17 protein-coding genes are annotated in these 17,662 nt (G+C 74.4%); 9 read left to right on the forward strand and 8 right to left on the reverse strand.

All coding sequences use genetic code 11. The annotated features are described in order from the left end of the window. Position 1 precedes the first annotated feature (1 nt). Positions 2–1,048: a FecCD family ABC transporter permease gene (locus IHE55_RS06855; protein ID WP_197988217.1), complete on the reverse strand. Its 1,047-nt coding sequence runs from the start codon at positions 1,046–1,048 to the stop codon at positions 2–4. After that, positions 1,045–2,136, reverse strand: coding sequence for a FecCD family ABC transporter permease (locus IHE55_RS06860; RefSeq protein WP_197988218.1), 1,092 nt, complete (start codon positions 2,134–2,136; stop codon positions 1,045–1,047). The genes IHE55_RS06855 and IHE55_RS06860 overlap by 4 nt, the downstream gene beginning before the upstream one ends. A 142-nt stretch (positions 2,137–2,278) precedes the next feature. Between IHE55_RS06860 and IHE55_RS06865 the strand changes: the two genes are divergently transcribed. The 3 genes from IHE55_RS06865 to IHE55_RS06875 all read left to right on the forward strand — a co-directional run bounded on the left by IHE55_RS06865 (position 2,279) and on the right by IHE55_RS06875 (position 6,248). Beyond that, positions 2,279–3,286 carry an ABC transporter substrate-binding protein gene (locus IHE55_RS06865; RefSeq protein ID WP_197988219.1) on the forward strand — a complete coding sequence of 336 codons (1,008 nt, stop codon included), beginning with the start codon at positions 2,279–2,281 and terminating at the stop codon, positions 3,284–3,286. Positions 3,287–3,568: 282 nt separating this feature from the next. Beyond that, on the forward strand, positions 3,569–5,320 hold the full coding sequence (locus IHE55_RS06870; RefSeq protein ID WP_197988220.1) for an NAD+ synthase: 1,752 nt from the start codon (positions 3,569–3,571) through the stop codon (positions 5,318–5,320). A 178-nt stretch (positions 5,321–5,498) separates the two neighbouring features. Beyond that, complete coding sequence (locus IHE55_RS06875) at positions 5,499–6,248, forward strand: DsbA family oxidoreductase (protein ID WP_197988221.1); 750 nt, start codon at positions 5,499–5,501, stop codon at positions 6,246–6,248. A gap of 129 nt (positions 6,249–6,377) precedes the next feature. Here the strand turns inward: IHE55_RS06875 and IHE55_RS06880 are convergent, their stop codons facing one another. Further along, on the reverse strand, positions 6,378–6,986 hold the full coding sequence (locus tag IHE55_RS06880; RefSeq protein ID WP_197988222.1) for an NADPH-dependent FMN reductase: 609 nt from the start codon (positions 6,984–6,986) through the stop codon (positions 6,378–6,380). A gap of 163 nt (positions 6,987–7,149) precedes the next feature. Here IHE55_RS06880 and IHE55_RS06885 point away from each other — a divergent pair, with 163 nt between their 5' ends. Further along, positions 7,150–8,028 (forward strand): helix-turn-helix domain-containing protein, encoded by an 879-nt coding sequence (locus IHE55_RS06885; protein ID WP_197988223.1) that lies wholly within the window; start codon positions 7,150–7,152, stop codon positions 8,026–8,028. Positions 8,029–8,095: 67 nt separating this feature from the next. Here IHE55_RS06885 and IHE55_RS06890 read toward each other — a convergent pair whose 3' ends face one another. The 3 genes from IHE55_RS06890 to IHE55_RS06900 form a co-directional block, all read right to left on the reverse strand. Then, on the reverse strand, positions 8,096–9,121 hold the full coding sequence (locus tag IHE55_RS06890; protein WP_197991829.1) for an endonuclease/exonuclease/phosphatase family protein: 1,026 nt from the start codon (positions 9,119–9,121) through the stop codon (positions 8,096–8,098). A gap of 492 nt (positions 9,122–9,613) precedes the next feature. Then, a complete protein-coding gene (locus tag IHE55_RS06895; protein WP_197991830.1) occupies positions 9,614–10,315 on the reverse strand; it encodes a TetR/AcrR family transcriptional regulator in 702 nt (233 codons plus the stop codon). Between the two features lie 23 nt (positions 10,316–10,338). Continuing rightward, complete coding sequence (locus IHE55_RS06900) at positions 10,339–11,967, reverse strand: MFS transporter (RefSeq protein WP_197988224.1); 1,629 nt, start codon at positions 11,965–11,967, stop codon at positions 10,339–10,341. Positions 11,968–12,258: 291 nt separating this feature from the next. Between IHE55_RS06900 and panB the strand changes: the two genes are divergently transcribed. From panB to IHE55_RS06925, 5 genes are all read left to right on the forward strand, one after another. Beyond that, positions 12,259–13,131 carry a 3-methyl-2-oxobutanoate hydroxymethyltransferase gene (gene panB, locus IHE55_RS06905; RefSeq protein ID WP_197988225.1) on the forward strand — a complete coding sequence of 291 codons (873 nt, stop codon included), beginning with the start codon at positions 12,259–12,261 and terminating at the stop codon, positions 13,129–13,131. Between the two features lie 252 nt (positions 13,132–13,383). Continuing rightward, on the forward strand, positions 13,384–13,803 hold the full coding sequence (locus tag IHE55_RS06910; RefSeq protein ID WP_197988226.1) for a DUF1622 domain-containing protein: 420 nt from the start codon (positions 13,384–13,386) through the stop codon (positions 13,801–13,803). After that, positions 13,800–14,054, forward strand: coding sequence for a hypothetical protein (locus IHE55_RS06915; RefSeq protein ID WP_197988227.1), 255 nt, complete (start codon positions 13,800–13,802; stop codon positions 14,052–14,054). The genes IHE55_RS06910 and IHE55_RS06915 overlap by 4 nt, the downstream gene beginning before the upstream one ends. An 88-nt stretch (positions 14,055–14,142) precedes the next feature. Further along, the gene (locus IHE55_RS06920) at positions 14,143–15,159 is read left to right on the forward strand and encodes an ATP-binding cassette domain-containing protein (protein WP_197988228.1); all 1,017 of its coding nucleotides are present in this window, start codon (positions 14,143–14,145) and stop codon (positions 15,157–15,159) included. Then, positions 15,156–15,986: an ABC transporter permease gene (locus IHE55_RS06925; RefSeq protein WP_197988229.1), complete on the forward strand. Its 831-nt coding sequence runs from the start codon at positions 15,156–15,158 to the stop codon at positions 15,984–15,986. The genes IHE55_RS06920 and IHE55_RS06925 overlap by 4 nt, the downstream gene beginning before the upstream one ends. A 510-nt stretch (positions 15,987–16,496) precedes the next feature. On the opposite strand, the gene IHE55_RS06930 is transcribed toward IHE55_RS06925, so the two are convergent. Both IHE55_RS06930 and npdG read right to left on the reverse strand, forming a co-directional pair. Continuing rightward, positions 16,497–16,679 (reverse strand): hypothetical protein, encoded by a 183-nt coding sequence (locus IHE55_RS06930; RefSeq protein ID WP_197988230.1) that lies wholly within the window; start codon positions 16,677–16,679, stop codon positions 16,497–16,499. 119 nt (positions 16,680–16,798) lie between these two features. Then, positions 16,799–17,503, reverse strand: a complete 705-nt coding sequence (gene npdG, locus IHE55_RS06935) for an NADPH-dependent F420 reductase (protein ID WP_197988231.1) — start codon at positions 17,501–17,503, stop codon at positions 16,799–16,801. Between the last annotated feature and the right edge of the window lie 159 nt (positions 17,504–17,662).

Raw genomic sequence — 17,662 nt, forward strand, 5'->3', positions numbered from 1 at the left:
GTCAGCCTCCCTTTCCGGCCCGGTTGGTGCGGGCGAGCAGCAGCAGCAGGTACGGCGCGCCCACGGCTCCGGTGATCACGCCGACCGGCAGCTCGGTCGGTTCCAGCACCAGCCGGGCGGCGAGGTCGGCCAGGAGCAGCAGCACGGCGCCCACCATCCCGCTGATGACCAGCGGGATCCCGGCGGTGCCGGCGAGCCGGCGGGCGATCTGCGGGGCCCCCAGGGCGACGAAGGCGACCGGCCCGGCGGCGGCGGTGGCCACCGCGGCCAGGCAGGTGGCGAGCACCAGCAGCGCGATCCGGGCGCGGCGCAGCGGGATGCCGAGGCTGAGCGCGGTGTCGTCGTCGAACTGCAGCAGCTGGTACGGCCGGGCGAGCGCCAGGGTGAGCGGCACCAGCAGCAGCAGCGCCAGGCCGGCCCACCGCACGTGGTCCCAGCCGCGTCCGTTGAGGCTGCCGGTGAGCCAGACCATGGCGCGGGAGGCCTGGTCGATGTCGGCGCGGGCCAGCAGCCAGCGGGTGAGCGCCACCAGGGCCCCGTTGGCGGCGAGCCCGACGAGGACGAAGCGGTAGCCGGTGATGGTTCCGCCGCGGTAGGCGAGCAGGTAGATGACGGTGGCGACGGTGAGCGCGCCGGCCAGTGCCCCGAAGGGGACCGGGCCGAAGGTGGATGCGCCGGCCGCGGTGACGCCGCCGACCACGATGGTGGTGATGGCCCCGGCCCCGGCGCCGGCGGAGATGCCGATGAGGTCGGGGCTGGCGAGCGGGTTGCGGGTGACGGCCTGGTAGACCGCGCCGGCGACGCCGAAGGCCACGCCGACCAGCACCGCGGTCAGCGCCCGCGGCAGCCTCAGCTGGTGGACGATGAGGTCCGCGTCGCCGGAGCCGTAGCCGAGGACCGCGCCGAGCACGTCCCGGAGAGGGATGTGGAAGGTGCCCAGCGACACCGAGGCGATGAAGGCGGCGAACCCGGTGACCGCGAGGGCGGCGGCGGTGACCGCGACCCGGGGCCGCAGACGGATGCCGACCGGCCCGAACTCCGCTCTCATCGCGTGTGCTCCTTGAGCTTGCCGCGCTTGACCAGGACGGCGAGGAAGGGCGCGCCGACCAGCGCGGTGACCACGCCGGCCTCCAGTTCGGCGGGCCGGGCGACCATGCGGCCCAGGACGTCGGCGCCGATCAGCAGCACCGCGCCGCCCAGGGCGGAGCAGGGGACGAGCCAGCGCGCGTCGGGGCCGGTGAAGGCCCGTACAACGTGCGGGACGACCAGGCCGACGAAGGTGATCGGTCCGGCGGCCGCGACCGCGGCGCCCGCCAGCAGGATCACCGCGACGGCGCCCAGCGCCCGGGTGGTGCGGACGCGGGTGCCCAGGGTGCTGGCGAGGTCGTCGCCGAGGGCGAGGGCGTTGAGCCGCCCGCTGAGTCCGAGGGCGAGCAGCAGTCCGGCCGCGATGAACGGCAGCAGCTGCCCGACGACCTCGGTGTCGCGCCCGGCGAGCGAGCCGACCGCCCAGAACCGGTACTGGTCCAGGGTGCGGATGTCCAGCAGGACCAAGGCGTTGGTGCCCGCGTCCAGGAGGGCGGTGACGGCGGCTCCGGCCAGCGCCAGCTTCGCCGGGGTGGCGCCGCCGTAGCCGGTGCCGCCGACGGCGTAGGCGAGCAGTCCGGCCAGCGCCGCGCCGAGGAAGGCGAACCACACGTACTGGTAGGAGCTGGTCAGGCCGAGCGCGCCGATGCTCGCGGCGACCGCGAAGGCGCCGCCGGCGCTGATGCCGATGAGCCCGGGGTCACCGAGGGGGTTGCGGGTGATGTCCTGGGCGACGGCGCCCGCGGCGCCCAGCGCCAGGCCGACCAGCAGCCCCAGCAGGGTGCGGGGCATCCGCAGCTCCCGGACGACGATCGCGTCGCCCTCCCGGCTGCCGCCCAGCGCTGCCAGCACGTCGGACAGCGGGACCGCCTTGGTGCCGATGGCCAGCGAGGCGCAGCCGACGACGGCGAGCAGCGCCAGCAGGACGAGCGGCACGGCCAGGCGCGCGGCGGGCCGCCGGGCCGCCGGGGCGGGCTTCGCGCCGCCCGGGCCCGGCCGGCCCGGCGCCGCGGGGCCCCGCGCGGCGGCAGGGGTCGGCTTCACAGACACCCGCCACACGTTAAGGCATACCTAACTTCCCTTTTCAGCCACCCCCCGCATCGGCACGAGTACCGGCGGCAGCTACGCTTAGGCCATCTTTAGACAGGTAAGCCTTACCTAACAACTGCTCCGCTCCCCCGGAAGGAACACCGTGCCGCACACCCTCAACGGCCGTCGGCGTGGCCGGATCGGCACCCTCGTGCTCGCCGCCGCGCTGAGCTTCGGACTCGCCGCCTGCGGCGAGTCCGGCGGCTCCGACTCGTCCTCCTCGTCCTCCTCGTCGGAGGCCGGGGCGGAGTCGTCCGCCGGCTTCCCCCGGACGGTCCAGCACCACAAGGGCAAAACCGAGATCAAGACCAAGCCCAAGCGCGTGGTGGCCCTGGACAACAGCCTCGTCGAGGCGGTCGTCGCGCTCGACCGGCCGCTGATCGCCGGCATCGGCTCCTACCGCGACCAGAAGGGCTTCCCCGACTACCTGGGCGACGCCGTCAAGGACACCAAGGACGTCGGGCCGCTGGACAGCCCGAACCTGGAGCAGATCGCGGCGCTCCGGCCGGACCTCATCATCTCGGCCTCGGTCCGCCACGAGGAGCTGTACGACCAGCTGTCCGAGATCGCGCCGACGGTCTTCGTGGAGACCACCGGCCCGACCTGGAAGGACAACCTGACCCTGGTCGGCGAGGCCCTCGGCGAGGAGGCCAAGGCCAAGGAGGTGCTGAGCACCTACGAGACCCGGGCGAAGAAGATCGGTGACGCGATCAACGCCAAGGCCGGCAAGCCGGAGGTCTCCATCGTCCGCTTCGTGGACGGGCCGACCCGCATCTACCTGCCGAAGACCTTCAGCGGCATCGTGCTCCAGGACATGGGGCTGGCGCGGCCGGAGAACCAGCGCGATCCCGAGAAGTTCAACATCGAGATCAGCGAGGAGCAGATCGGCCAGGCCGACGGCGACGTCATCTTCTACACCACCTTCTCCGGCGGCGAGGAGCGGGAGGAGAAGTTCCTCGGCAACCCGCTGTGGAAGCGGCTCGGCGCCGTCAGGAGCGGCGACGTGCACAAGGTCGATGACGAGATCTGGATGACCTCGGTCTCGGCGCAGGGCGCCCACCGGATGCTGGACGACATGGCCCGCGTGTTCGGCGTGGACGCGGCGAAGTGACACCCGGCGGCGGGGGCGGTGCGGAGCGTCCGCACCGCCCCCGCCGCCGTTCCGGCCCCCCGCCCCCGCCGCCGCCGTTCCACCCCCACCGCCGCGCCGTACGGCCGCCCGGCCCCACCCCCGTACGACCGCACCCGCACCCCGCGCCCACCGCCGTTCCCGCGCCGCGCACCGCCGGAGCCGGCCGCCGCTCCCGCGCCGCGCACCGCCCGCCGGGTCCGCCGCCGGACCCCCGCCGGGCCCGCACCCCCATTGCGTCAGAGCGACGATTACACTGGGCGCGTGCCTCAACTTCGCCTCGCTCTGAATCAGATCGACTCCACCGTCGGTGATCTCGCCGGCAACAGCGAAACGATCGTCCACTGGACCCGGCACGCCGCCGGGCAGGGCGCCCATCTGGTGGCGTTCCCCGAGATGGCGCTGACCGGCTACCCCGTCGAGGACCTGGCCCTGCGCGCCTCCTTCGTCGAGGCCTCCCGCACCGCGCTGCGCGCCCTCGCCGCCCGGCTGGCCGAGGAGGGGCTCGGCGAGCTGCCGGTGGTCGTCGGCTACCTGGACCGCAGCGAGCGGGCGGCCCCCCGGTACGGGCAGCCGGCCGGTGCCCCGCAGAACGCCGCCGCGGTGCTCCACCGCGGCGAGGTGGCACTCTCCTTCGCCAAGCACCACCTGCCCAACTACGGCGTCTTCGACGAGTTCCGCTACTTCGTGCCCGGCGACACGATGCCGGTCGTCCGCGTGCACGGGGTGGACGTGGCGCTGGCGATCTGCGAGGACCTGTGGCAGGAGGGCGGCCGGGTGCCCGCCGCCCGCACCGCCGGGGCCGGGCTGCTGCTCTCCGTCAACGCCTCCCCCTACGAGCGGGAGAAGGACGACACCCGGCTGGAGCTGGTCCGCAAGCGCGCCCAGGAGGCCGGGTGCACCACCGCGTACCTGGCCATGATCGGCGGCCAGGACGAGCTGGTCTTCGACGGTGACTCGATCATCGTGGACCGGGACGGCACGGTGCTCGCCCGCGCCCCGCAGTTCGCCGAGGGGTGCGTCCTGGTGGACCTGGACCTGCCCGCCGCCGGGGAGGTGCCCTCGGGGGTGGTGGACGACGGCCTGACCATCGACCACGTCATCCTCTCCGCCGACCCGCTGCCGGCCTACGAGCCGGAGCTGGCGGGGGGCGAGGCGGACCGTCTCGGCGACGAGGAGGAGATCTACACCGCGCTGGTGGTGGGCCTGCGGGCGTACGTCGCCAAGAACGGCTTCCGCAGCGTGCTGATCGGGCTGTCCGGCGGCATCGACTCGGCGCTGGTGGCCGCGATCGCCTGTGACGCGGTCGGCGCCCAGCACGTGTACGGCGTCTCCATGCCGTCCCGCTACTCCTCCGAGCACTCCAAGGACGACGCCGCCGAGCTGGCCCGCCGTACCGGGCTGAACTTCCGCACGGTGCCCATCGCGCCGATGTTCGACGCCTACATGGCGTCGCTGGGGCTGACCGGGCTGGCGGAGGAGAACCTCCAGTCCCGGCTGCGCGGCACCCTGCTGATGGCCATCTCCAACCAGGAGGGGCACATCGTGCTGGCCCCGGGCAACAAGTCCGAGCTGGCCTGCGGGTACTCCACGCTCTACGGCGACTCGGTCGGCGCCTACGGGCCGATCAAGGACGTCTACAAGACCTCGGTCTTCCGGCTCGCCCGGTGGCGCAACCAGGCGGCGGTGGACCGCGGCCAGACCCCGCCCATCCCGGAGAACTCGATCACCAAGCCGCCCAGCGCCGAGCTGCGGCCGGGCCAGGTGGACACCGACTCGCTCCCCGACTACGACGTCCTCGACCAGATCCTGGAGCGGTACGTGGACCGGGACCAGGGCCGGGCCCAGATCGTCGCGGCCGGGTTCGACGAGGCGCTGGTCACCCGGGTGCTGCGGCTGGTGGACACCGCCGAGTACAAGCGGCGGCAGTACCCGCCGGGCACCAAGATCTCCGCCAAGGGCTTCGGCAAGGACCGCCGGCTGCCGATCACCAGCGCCTGGCGCGAGACCGGCTGACCGCCGCCGGACCGGCCGCCCGGCCCCGGTCCCCCGACCGCCCGCACCGGACACCCGGACCGTACGGACCCTACGAACCGCACGGACCGCCGGCCGTCCGGTCCGGGCGGGAACATCCCCCTCCCGGCCGGCGTTGCACACCCTTGTTGTGCACGTTTCCCACGGAAGTGAGTGGCCTGTGAAGGTCGAGATCTACAGCGACATCGCCTGCCCCTGGTGCCACCTGGGCAAGAAGCGGTTCGAGCGGGCGCTGGCGGCCTTCCCGGGTGCCGACCGGGTGGAGGTGGTCTACCGCCCGTTCCAGCTCGACCCGACCGCGCCGGAGGAGCCCCGGCCGCACCGCGAGGTGCTGGCGGAGAAGTACGGTCCGCAGTCCGTCGCCATGGACGAGCGGATCACCGCCCTGGGCGCCGCGGAGAACCTCACCTTCGACTTCGACACCGTGGTGGAGAACAACTCGCTGCTCGCCCACCGTCTGCTCCGCTTCGCCCTCCAGGAGTACGGGCCGGCCGCCCAGGCCCGGCTGAAGGGCCGGCTGCTGGAGGCGCACTTCGGCGAGGGCATGGACATCGGCGACCGCGAGGAGCTCACCGACGCGGCCGTCGCCGTCGGCCTGGACCGCGACCCGGTGGCCGCGTTCCTGGACGGCGACGAGCTCCACGACGAGGTGCTGGACGAGATCGACGAGGCCCGGCAGCGCGGCATCACCGCCGTCCCCACCTTCGTCTTCGAGGGCCGGTGGGCGGTCCAGGGCGGCCAGGAGCCGGCCACCTTCCTCGACGTCCTGCACCAGGTCACCGCGGCGACCGCCGCCGAGTCCGCCGGGGCGCGCCCCGGCGACGGCGCGGAGCCGGCGGCCGTCCCCGGGCGCACGGCCGGCCCGGACGCGGCCTGCGCCGACGACGCCTGCGAGGTCCCGGCCCCCTGACCCGGGCGTCCGCGCCGGGGTGCCCCGGCCCGGGACGGCCGCCGTCCGGGGCCGCTTGAGCCGGCCCGCCCCCGGCGTCGGGCGCCGCCGGGGCACCGCCCTGCCCCGCACCGCCGCCGTCGGGCGCGCTCAGCGCCCGACGGCGGCGTACGGACGGTCGCGGCGGGCGTCGTGGAGGACCGAGCCCCACCACCGGAGCTGGTCGAGCATCAGCTCCGCGGCCCGGGCGGGCTCCTCCGGCTCGATCGGCTCGCCGTCCTCCCCGAAGAGCAGGTAGTAGCGCGGGAAGCTGACGTAGTCGCGGACCGTGTGGGCGTGCAACTCGCCGAACACCTGGCGCAGCTGCTCGATCGCCAGGAGTCCGCCGCTGGCCCCGCTGTAGCCGACGAAGCCGATCGGCTTGGCCGCCCACTCGGCGTGGTGCCAGTCGATGGCCGCCTTGAGGGAGGCCGGGAAGGAGCGGTTGTAGTCGGGGGTCACCACCACGATCGCGTCCGCGTCGGCGATCCGGCGGGTGAGGGCGGCCATCCCGGCCGGCCGCTCCATGTCGGGCTGCATCGCGGGCGGCACCGCCGGCAGCTCCAGCGGCAGCGGAACGTCCGCCAGGTCGATCAGGTCCACCGTGAAGTGCCCGTACCGCCGGGCCTGCCGGACGAACCAGTCCGCGACCACCGGTCCGAACCGCCCCTCCCGGACGCTGCCGACGATCACTGCCAGGTTCAGGTTCTCACTGGACACCGCTGTGCTCCCTGTTCTTCCGGGTGTTCCGAGGTCACGCGGCCCGCCGCTGCCGGCCGCTGCCGTCAATCTGCCGAGGACCGGCGGGGTGCGGGAAGGCCGCGCGGAGACTGGTAGCGGCAGGGCCACGATCCGCTCCGCGGGCGGCTGTTAGGTTCGCCGGGTGAGCGACAACGAGCTGGGCATGTTCCTCCGGCACCGCCGGGAGTCCGTCACCCCCGCCGAGGCCGGTCTGCCCACCGGCCCCCGCCGCCGCACCCCGGGCCTGCGCCGGGCGGAGCTGGCGACCCTGGCCGGGGTGAGCGTGGAGTACGTGACCCGTCTGGAGCAGGGGCGCGACCGCCACCCGTCGGCCCAGGTGCTCTCCGCGCTGGCCGACGCGCTCCGCCTGACGCCCACCGAGCGCGTCCACCTGCACCGCCTGGCCAAAGGCGCGGACGGCAACTTCAGCTGCATGGGCGGGGTGCAGCCGACCCGTACGGTACGGCCGGCGGTCCGGGCGCTGCTGGAGCGCCTGGAGCCGACCCCGGCGGTGCTCCTCAACCGGATGGCCGAGCAGCTGGCCTGGACCTCCGGCTACGAGCGGCTGGCCGGGCCGGTGGGTGCGCTGGACACGGCGCCCGGCGGCGGACCGGACGGCCCGCCGCCGAACCTGGCCCGCTTCGTCCTCACCGACGAGCGGGCGCGCACCGCCTACCCCGACTGGGACCGGGTCGCCGACGAGCAGGTCGCCGCGCTCAAGCAGGGGCCGTTCCGGTCCGACCCGCACATCGCGGCGCTCGCGGACGAGCTGACCGTCACGGCCGGGGCGGCCTTCACCGACCGGGTGGCCACCGTGCCGGGCCTGCCCCGGCCCAGCGGGGTGGTCCGGCTGGTCCACCCCGAGGCGGGCGAACTCCGGCTGGCCCACGAGACGCTGGACCTGTCCGCCGACGACGACCTGCGGCTGAGCGTCCTGCTCCCCGCCGACGACGCCTCCTCCGCCGCCCTGGACCGGCTCACCGGCCGCCGGCCGGGCATGCTCCGGGCGGTCCCCGCCTGACGGGCGGCCCGCGTCGGGCGGTGGGTGACGGCCCCGCCCGGGCCTGCCGTCCCGGGCGGCGGGGTGGTCAGAGGGTGACCGAGGCCGCCACCGGCAGGTGGTCGCTGGCGGTGCGCGGCAGGGTCCACGCGGAGGCCGGGTCCACCCCGCGCACCAGGATCTGGTCGATCCGGGCCATCGGGAAGGACGCGGGCCAGCTGAAGCCGAAGCCGTCCCCCGCCGCACCCTGTGCCGAGCGCAGCTGGGCGGTGACCGGGGCCAGCGCGCGGTCGTTCATGGTGCCGTTCAGGTCGCCCAGGAGGATCACCCGGCTGAGGCGCTCGTCCGCGATGGCCTCGCCCAGCGCCTCCGCGCTGGCGTCCCGCTGACCGGCGGTGAACCCCTTGTCCGACTTCACCCGGACCGACGGCAGGTGGGCCACGTAGACGGCCACGTCACCGTGCGGGGTGTCCACGGTGGTGCGCAGCGCGCGGGTCCAGCCCAGCTTGATGTCCACCGGAGCACTGTTCCGCAGCGGGTACCGGCTCCACAGCCCGACGGTGCCCTGCACGGTGTGGAAGGGGTACCGGCCGGCCAGTGCCTTCCGGTACGCCGGGGCCGCCTCGTCGGTCAGCTCCTCCAGGGCGATCACGTCGGCTCCGGACGCGGCCACCTTCCGGGCGGTGCCGGCCGGATCGTCGTTGCGCGCGTTGACGTTGTGGGTGACGACGGTGAAGTTGCCGCCGCTCCCGGACCGGTCGAAGAACATCAGCCCGCCGAAGAGGTTGAGCCACACCGCCACCGGGAGCACCAGGGCCAGCAGGGCGGTCGCGGACCGGCGCACCGCGCCCGCCACCAGCAGGACGGGCAGGAGCAGCCCCAGCCACGGCAGGAACGTCTCCAGCAGACTGCCGAGGTTGCCGATCCGGTTGGGGATGTACGCGTGACCCGCCATCACCAGCGCGAGCAGCACGGCGCATCCGGCGGTGACCCGGCCGCGGCGCCAGATGCCACGGTCGTGCCGCCAGCGGCGCAGCAGTCGGCGGGCCCGGGAACCGGTCGGCTCCAGGCCGTCCTCGTCACGTCCGGTCCGCTCCGTGTACGCCTGCACCATGCGCTGTTCCTCACTCCGGATGTGCTGGTCCGTCCGATCCACGCCCACGGGCATGACCATAGGGGATGACCAGGCGTTTTCCCGCCGTCCTGGCGAGTGCCGCCCGAACCGGGGGACGTGTGTGCGGCACGGCCGGGTTCCGCTCGGACGTCCCGTGACGACATCTGTGACAGAACAGGCACAAAACGGCTGCTCAAAGGGGCGGCTGACGGCGAGTCCGGCACCGGGCCGGACGCGACGGGCGGCCGGCCGTTCCGTCCGGCAGCCGGGCGCGCGGGCGGTTCCTCCGCCGAGTGCGTGTCGCGCCCGGGAGCGCCGTCCCCCGGTACGCCCCGCGCCCGGGGCGGGACGCTCCGGGCGGCACGCCCGGAGCCGGGTCGTCCGCACCGGCCCGGCTGGCGCGGGTGCCGGGCGGAGGGCGCGAGGGCGCGCGGTGCAGGTGGCGCCCCGGCGGTCGTACGGCGGGCCCGGCGTGGGCGTACGGGCGTCCGGTCAGTTGCGGGACCGGACCCCGTCCAGCACGGTGTCGACTATCCGCTCGGAGAGCCCGTCCGGCAGGTCGCGCCACTCGTGCATCATCGCGCGGGTCAGCATGGGGCCCACGAAGAGGTCGGCGAGCAGGTCCAGGTCCTCGGTGGCGCGGATCTCACCGGCCGCCATGCCCCGCCGCAGCACCGCCAGCAGCAGTTCGCGGCGCCGCTGGATGACGGTGTCGTGGTACTCCTTCCACAGACCAGGGTGGGCCCGGACGTGGGCCACGACCGCCCGCAGCAGCGCGGAGTGGCGCTTGGCCAGGGCTCGCCGGCGTATGAACTCCAGCAGCGTGACCAGGTCGTCGCGGACCGACTCGCCGGCCGGCTCGGGGTGCCCCTCGTCCAGGGAGCGCATGACGTCGAGCATCAGCGCCTCCTTGCCCCGCCAGCGGCGGTAGAGGGTGGCCTTGCCGACACCGGCCTCCCGGGCGATGCGCTCCATCGACAGTTCGCCGATGGTGGCGCCCTCCTCCAGCAGGCGCAGCACCGCCTCGATGATCGCGCCGTCCGCGGTGGCGTCCCGCGGCCGGCCGGGCGGACGGCCGGGGGCAGCGGCGCCGGAGGGCGCCGGCGGGGCGGCGGCGGCCGGGCCCGACGTGGCCGGCGGGCCGGCGGCGCCACCGGCGACGGGCGGGCGGGGCGCCGCGGGCCCGCCCGGCACCGTGGTCCCGGAGCCGGCGGGGTTCACCGCCGCGCCTTGCCGGCCGCCTCGCGGGGCCCGGGGCGCGTCCCGGCCGGGGCCGGGCCGGCGGTCGCCTCCCGGCCGGGCAGGAAGCAGCCCACGACCAGCGCGCCGACCAGGGCCACCGCCCCGGCCCCGATCGAGGTGATGTGCATGGCGTGGATGAAGGCGTCCTCGGCGGACGCGGCGAGCCGGCGGCCCGCCGGTCCCATCCGCTCGGCCACCGTCAAGGTGGCCTCCACCGACTCACCGGCGGTGTGGCGCTGGGCGTCCGACAGCCCCGGCGTGCGGGCGAGCTCGTCGTCGATGCCGCCGCGGTACGCGGTGGAGAGCACCGACCCGAGGACGGCCACCCCCATCGCCCCGCCGACCTGCCGGAACGTGTTGTTGAGGGCCGACCCGGAGCCGGCCTTGTCGCGGGGCAGGGCCTGCATGACGGCAACCGTGACCGGCGGCATGATGTGCGCCATCCCGCAGCCCTGGATGAAGAAGAGCACCTCCAGCACCCAGATCGGCGAGTCGCGGTCCAGGGTCAGGAAGCCGAAGAAGGTGGCGGCGACCATCAGCATGCCCGCCGTACAGGCGGCGCGGGCGCCGAAGCGGTCGACCACCAGCCGGGCGCGCGGGGCGAAGATCAGCTGGGCGGCGGCGACCGGCAGGAGCAGCAGCCCGGACTGGAGCGCGCTGTAGCCCCGCACGCTCTGGGTGTAGAAGATCATGAAGAAGGTGACCCCGAGCAGCGCGAAGAAGACCAGCGCTATGGCGGCGATCGCGGCGGAGAAGGCGGGGTTGCGGAAGTAGCCGACGTCGATCGACGGGTGGTCGCTGCGCTTCTGGTGGAACACGAAGCCGGTCAGCACCAGCAGTCCCGCACCGATGGTGGCCAGCACCTCGGGGTCGGTGAAGTCGGCGAGCTGTCCGCCCTCGATGATCCCGTACACCACCAGCACCAGGCCGATGACGGAGAGCGTCACGCCGACCGGGTCCAGCCGGCCGGGCGCGGGGTCCCGGGAGTCGGGGACCAGGATCGCCATCGCGACCACGGCGACCAGCACCACCGGGACGTTGACGAAGAACACCGAGCCCCACCAGAAGTGCTCCAGCAGCAGCCCGCCGGTGATCGGCCCTATGGCGATGGCCAGCCCCACCGCGGCCACCCAGATGCCGATCGCCTTCGCCTGCTCGTCCCGCTCGAAGACGTTGACCAGGATCGCCAGGGTGGCGGGCATCACGAACGCCGCGCCCAGACCCATCACCGCCCGGAAGACGATCAGCTCGGTGGGCGAACCGGAGAAGGCCGCGAGCACCGACCCCAGCCCGAAGACGACCATGCCCCCGATCAGCACCTTCTTCCGGCCCACCCGGTCGCCGAGGAGCCCGGCGGTGAACAGCAGCCCGGCGAAGACGAGGGTGTAGGAGTTGATCGCCCACTCCAGCTCGCTCTGGGTGGCGCCCAGGCCGGTGGGTTCGGGCGAGGCGATGGTCTTCATCGCCACGTTGAGAATGGAGTTGTCCAGCACCACCACCAGCACGCTGAACATCAGGACGGTCAGGATCGCCCAGCGTCTGCGGTGGATGTGCTCCGGTACGCGGCGCGCCGGCTCCTCGCCGGTGTTCGCGGGGGTCGTCATACCGACACCGTAGACCTTTTCCGATACGGAGCCGTCTCGTATTGCCGTGCCATGGGAAAGGTTTTGCGATCCCTCCCCCGCGGGAAGGGCGTGCGCCCCCGCTCCGGGGCGCCGCGCCCCGGACGAGCGCCCCGCCCCGGCCGGAGAGCCGGGACGGGCTCCGGCCAGGCACGGGTGTGCGATTCCTCGCCGGTAACCACGGCCCTTCCGTGCCGAGGGTGACGCGTGCCAGCATGGGGGTGGTCCGGAGACACCGTGAGGGTGCTTCGAGATGACAAAGGAGCGATCGCGATGACGCACGTCAGCCATGCCCCCGTGCCGAAACCGGCGGACAGCGGCAAGACGCTGTACGGGGGAACCAGCTCCCGGCGTATCACCGTCCGTGACATCGCCGCCGCCAAGCGGCGTGGCGAGAAGTGGCCGATGCTCACCGCCTACGACGCGATGACCGCGTCGGTCTTCGACGAGGCGGGCATCCCGGTGATGCTGGTGGGTGACTCCATGGGCAACTGCCACCTGGGCTACGAGTCCACCGTGCCGGTGACCATGGACGAGATCACCATGCTGTCCGCGGCGGTGGTACGCGGCACCAAGCGCGCCCTGATCGTCGGCGACCTGCCGTTCGGCAGCTACCAGGAGGGCGCGGTGCAGGCGCTGCGCAACGCCACCCGGCTGGTGAAGGAGGCCGGGGTGGGCGCGGTGAAGCTGGAGGGCGGCGAGCGGTCCGCCGACCAGATCGAGCTGCTGGTGCGGTCCGGCATACCGGTGATGGCGCACATCGGCCTCACCCCGCAGTCGGTCAACGCCTACGGCGGCTACCCGGTCCAGGGCCGTGGCGAGGAGGCGGCGCAGCAGCTGCTGCGGGACGCCAAGGCGGTCCAGGACGCCGGCGCGTTCGCGGTCGTGCTGGAGGTCGTCCCGGCCGAGCTGGCGGCCGAGGTCACCCGCTCCCTGCACATCCCCACGGTGGGCATCGGGGCCGGCGCCGAGTGCGACGCGCAGGTCCTGGTCTGGACGGACATGGCGGGGCTGAACGGCGGCCGGGTGCCGCGCTTCGTCAAGCAGTACGCCCGGCTGCGGGAGGTCCTGGGCGACGCGGCCAAGGCGTTCGCGGAGGACGTGGTGGGCGGTGCGTACCCGGCCGAGGAGCACTCCTTCCACTAGGCGCCCGCCCACCGGCCCCGTGAGTCCGGGGCCGGCCGGTGAGCCCGGGGCCGGGCGCGGCGTTCCCGTGCGGAAGCCGCGCTCCGGCCCCGGGCGTGCTCCCGGCCCCTGGCGCACTTCCGGCCCCAAGCGCACGTCCGGTGCGGGGGCTCCGGCGGAGGCCCGGCCGGCGGCCCGGAGCCGGAAAGCGTCACTGGGCCGGCCGGAGGAGTCGCGGCATCGTCGCGCGCGCCCGGGGGTACCGCCTGACCCATGACCGTGTCCGCGGAACCGCTGCCCGAGTCGGACCTGCGTGAGGTGATCGGCCTGCTGGTCCGGCTCATCGAGTCGGCCGGTGCCCTGATCATCTTCACCGGCGCGGTCTGGGCGTTCGTCCAGTTCCTGCGGGCCGGCACGGGCGGCGCGGGCGGCGGCGCCCGGGTCGACGGCTTCAACCGCATCCGCCTGGGCCTGGGCCGCTTCCTCGTCCTGGGACTGGAGTTCCAGCTGGCCGGGGACGTCCTGCGGACGGCGGTCGCGCCGAGCTTCACCGAGATCGGCCAGCTCGCCGCCATCGCGGCCATCCGGACCGCGCTCAACTACTTCCTCGGCCGGGAGATCGCCCAGGAGCGGGCCGAGATCGAGCGGGCGGCGAGCGCCCCGCCGCCGGCCGCCACGGGCCGCCCGGCGTGACCGACGCACCGCACCTGGCCGCGGTGGCGGTCACCGTCCTCGGTCTGGCCGCCGCGGTGGCGGCCGGCCGCCTCACGCGCGCCGTCCGCCCGGCGCTGGCGGTCCTGCTGGACTTCCTCACCGCCGCCGGTCTGATCGGCCTGTCCGGCGACCCCGGCTGGGACGGCGTCCTCACGGCGGCCGCGGTGATCGCACTGCGCCGACTCCTCGGCGCCGGACTGCGGCTGTCCCGGGCCGCGCCGCGCCGCTGACGGCCCCGCCCCCTCCCGACCACCGCTGTCGGCCAGGTGTTCGCCCTTTGTCGGTCGTTTGTCGGTGGGTGCTGTCATGCTGCGGCACATGACACGAACAGAAACCAACCCGGGCGGGGGGAGCGCCGTCCAGGTGCGCGGGCTGGTCAAGCACTTCGGCACCACCCGGGCCGTGGACGGTGTGGACCTCGATGTGCGCGAAGGCACCGTGCTGGGGGTCCTGGGGCCCAACGGAGCCGGCAAGACCACGCTGGTGCGCTGCCTGTCCACCCTGCTGCGGCCGGACGCCGGCACCGCGGTGGTGGCCGGGTACGACGTGGTGCGCCAGCCGCGCCAGCTGCGTCGCACCATCGGCCTCACCGGGCAGTACGCCTCGGTCGACGAGAAGCTCTCCGGCTGGGAGAACCTCTACATGATCGGGCGGCTGCTCGATCTGTCCCGCAAGGACGCCCGGGCGCGCGCCGACGCCATGCTGGAGCGCTTTTCGCTCACCGAGGCGGCCAAGCGGCCCGCGAGCACCTACTCCGGCGGTATGCGCCGCCGGCTGGACCTGGCCGCGTCCATGATCGGCCAGCCGGCCGTGCTCTACCTGGACGAGCCCACCACCGGGCTGGACCCGCGCACCCGCAACGAGGTGTGGGACGAGGTCAAGCGGATGGTGGGGGACGGCACCACGGTGCTGCTCACCACCCAGTACATGGAGGAGGCCGAGCAGCTCGCCGACGAACTGACGGTCATCGACCGCGGCAAGGTGATCGCCGAGGGCGGCGTCACCGAGCTGAAGGCCAAGGTCGGCGGGCGGACCCTCCAGGTCAGGCCGACCCGCCCGGAGGACCTCACGGCGATGGCCGGCGCGGTGGCCGAGGCGGGGCTGGACGGCATCGGCGGCGCCACCGTGGACCACGAGGAGGGCCTGGTCAACGTACCGATCATCAGCGACGAGCAGCTGACCGCGGTGATCGCCCTGCTGGGTGCGCGGGGCTTCGCGATCGCCGGCATCGACACCCATCTGCCGAGCCTGGACGAGGTGTTCCTGGCTCTGACCGGTCAGAAGACGTCCGCCCCGCAGGACGCGGAGGCCACCCCCGAGGAGGTCGCGGCGTGAGCGCGACGACGCTGAACACCCCGGCGGCGAAGAGCGGGCCGCTCCCCGGCGAGGGCCGGATCGGGCTGCGCGCCAACCTCCGCCACATCGGCGCCCTGGTGCGGCGCAACGCCCTCCAGATCAAGCAGGACCCGGAGTCGATGTTCGACGCCCTGCTGATGCCGATCATCTTCACGCTGCTGTTCGTGTACGTCTTCGGCGGCGCGGTCTCCGGCGGCCAGGACGCCTACGTGAACTACTTCATCCCCGGCATGCTGGCGATGGGCGGGCTGAACATCGCCATGTCGGTGGGCACGGGCGTCAACGACGACTTCAACAAGGGCGTGATGGACCGTTTCCGGACCATGCCCATCGCCCGCTCCTCGGTGCTGATAGCCAAGCTGGTGGTGGAGACCGGGCGGATGCTGGTGTCCACCGTGGTCCTGCTCTGCGTCGGCTTCGCCCTGGGCTTCGACCTCAAGACCGGGGTGCCCGAGCTGGTCCTGGCCGTCGCCCTGGCGCTCGCCTTCGGCTCCTCGCTGACCTGGATCTTCATGCTGCTGGGTCTGTCGCTGAAGACCCCGCAGGCGGTGCAGGGGCTGGGCTTCCTGGTCCTGATGCCGCTCCAGTTCGGCTCGTCGGTCTTCGCCGACCCGGCCACCATGCCGGGGTGGCTGCGGAGCTTCACCGACTACAACCCGCTCTCCCAGCTGGCGGACGCGGCCCGGGGGCTGACCCAGGGCGAGGGCGCCGTCGCCCAGCCGTCGCTGGTCTGCCTGGGCTGGGCGGTCGCGATCACCGTGGTGACGGCGCCGCTGGCGGTCCGGAAGTTCCGGGACAAGACCTGACCCGGCGCGGTCACGGGGGACGGACCCGACCGGTCCGGTACGGGGGGCCGGCCACCGGGCGGGACCGCACGGCACGGGGGGCCGATCGGAGCCCGGGACGCGGGCCGGGGCCGGGTCGGGCCGCACGGTACGGGGGGACGGGGGGACGGAGGCGGGGCCGCACACCGGTCCCGCCTCCGGGCCGTGCGCCGCGGTCCGGGCGCGCCGTGCCCGCGGCCGTCGTGGGGCCGTGCGGGGCGCGCACGAGCGCGGTCCGGGGGCGCGTGCGGCGGGCCCGTCCGGGGCGCGCAGGTGCGCGGGCCGCGCACGGGTGGCCTGTGCGGCGGGCCCGTGCGGGCGCGCAGGTGTGTGCGTACGCGCGAGCGGGGCGTACGGCGTGGGTGACGGCCGCGGGTGAGCGCGGCCCCGCCCCGGGGGCGGCTGGGGCGCGCAGTGACCCGTCGGACCGTCGGGACCGGCCCTCGGCCCGGCCCGAGCCGGCCCGCGGTGTCCCCGGCACCGGGTGGCGCGTCAGCCGCCGGCGGCCGTCCGCCCCACCTTGGCCCGGCGCACGTAGTACCAGGTCATGTTGGACGAGACACCGGCGATGAGGATCCACAGCACACCCAGCCAGCTGCCCTGGGTGAACGACACCACGGCCGCGACGACGGCGAGGACGCAGACGGTGAGGGCGTAGAGAGCGAGGCGCGGCATGGGGGGCGGCTCCTGTCCGGGATGGTGCGGTCCGCTCCATTCTCCCCCATGCCTCCGCGCGGCCGGGCGGCCACCCGGCCCCGAACGGGTGGACCGCCCCGCCCGGCACTCCGGAGGCTTCAGACGTCGGTGATCCGCAGCCCGGCGTGCGCCTTGTACCGGCGGTTCACCGAGATCAGGTTGGCGACCAGCGACTCCACCTGGTGGGCGTTGCGCAGCCGGCCGGCGAAGACCCCTCGCATACCGGGGATGCGGGCGGCCAGCGCCTGCACCACGTCGGTGTCGGCCCGGGACTCGCCGAGCACCATCACATCGGTGTCGATCCGCTCGATCTCCGGGTCCTTCAGCAGCACCGCCGACAGGTGGTGGAAGGCGGCGGTGACCCGGGAGTCGGGGAGCAGTGCGGCGGCCTGCTCGGCGGCGCTGCCCTCGGCGGGCTTGAGCGCGTAGGCGCCCTTCTTGTCGAAGCCGAGCGGGTTGACGCAGTCCACCACGAGCTTGCCCGCCAGCTCCTCGCGCAGCGACTCCAGGGTGGCCGCGTGCCCGTCCCACGGCACCGCGACGATCACGATGTCGCTGCGTCGCGCGCACTCGGCGTTGTCGGCGCCCTCGACGCCCTCGCCGATCTCGGTGGCGGCGGCCCGCGCCCGGTCCGCGTCGCGCGACCCGATGATCACCCGCTGGCCGGCCCGGGCGAGGCGGTAGGCGAGGCCGCGGCCCTGGTCGCCGGTGCCCCCGAGCACGCCGACCACCAGGCCGGACACGTCGGGCAGCTCCCACGGGTCCTTCGCGGGGGCCTTCTTGCTCTGATCGTGTTCTGTCATGACAGCGATACTGTCACGCTCCCGCCGCGCCTTCGGGGTGTGCTCCGTCACGCCCGGCAGGCGTGTTGCGCCGCCCGCCCGCGGGCGTACCGCACGACCCGCGGCCGTACCGCTGAACCGTGGCCGTACCGCCGGGTCGTGGGCCGGGGCCGGGCACGC

Source organism: Streptomyces pactum (assembly GCF_016031615.1).
GTDB classification, from domain to species: domain Bacteria; phylum Actinomycetota; class Actinomycetes; order Streptomycetales; family Streptomycetaceae; genus Streptomyces; species Streptomyces pactus.

Coding starts and splice junctions, on each gene's coding strand:
- IHE55_RS06910 (WP_197988226.1), top strand. CDS start 13,384: ATGACCGTGTCCGCGGAACCGCTGCCCGAGTCGGACCTGCGTGAGGTG.
- IHE55_RS06890 (WP_197991829.1), bottom strand. CDS start 9,121: ATGGTGCAGGCGTACACGGAGCGGACCGGACGTGACGAGGACGGCCTG.
- IHE55_RS06920 (WP_197988228.1), top strand. CDS start 14,143: ATGACACGAACAGAAACCAACCCGGGCGGGGGGAGCGCCGTCCAGGTG.
- IHE55_RS06900 (WP_197988224.1), bottom strand. CDS start 11,967: ATGACGACCCCCGCGAACACCGGCGAGGAGCCGGCGCGCCGCGTACCG.
- npdG (WP_197988231.1), bottom strand. CDS start 17,503: ATGACAGAACACGATCAGAGCAAGAAGGCCCCCGCGAAGGACCCGTGG.
- IHE55_RS06855 (WP_197988217.1), bottom strand. CDS start 1,048: ATGAGAGCGGAGTTCGGGCCGGTCGGCATCCGTCTGCGGCCCCGGGTC.
- panB (WP_197988225.1), top strand. CDS start 12,259: ATGACGCACGTCAGCCATGCCCCCGTGCCGAAACCGGCGGACAGCGGC.
- IHE55_RS06930 (WP_197988230.1), bottom strand. CDS start 16,679: ATGCCGCGCCTCGCTCTCTACGCCCTCACCGTCTGCGTCCTCGCCGTC.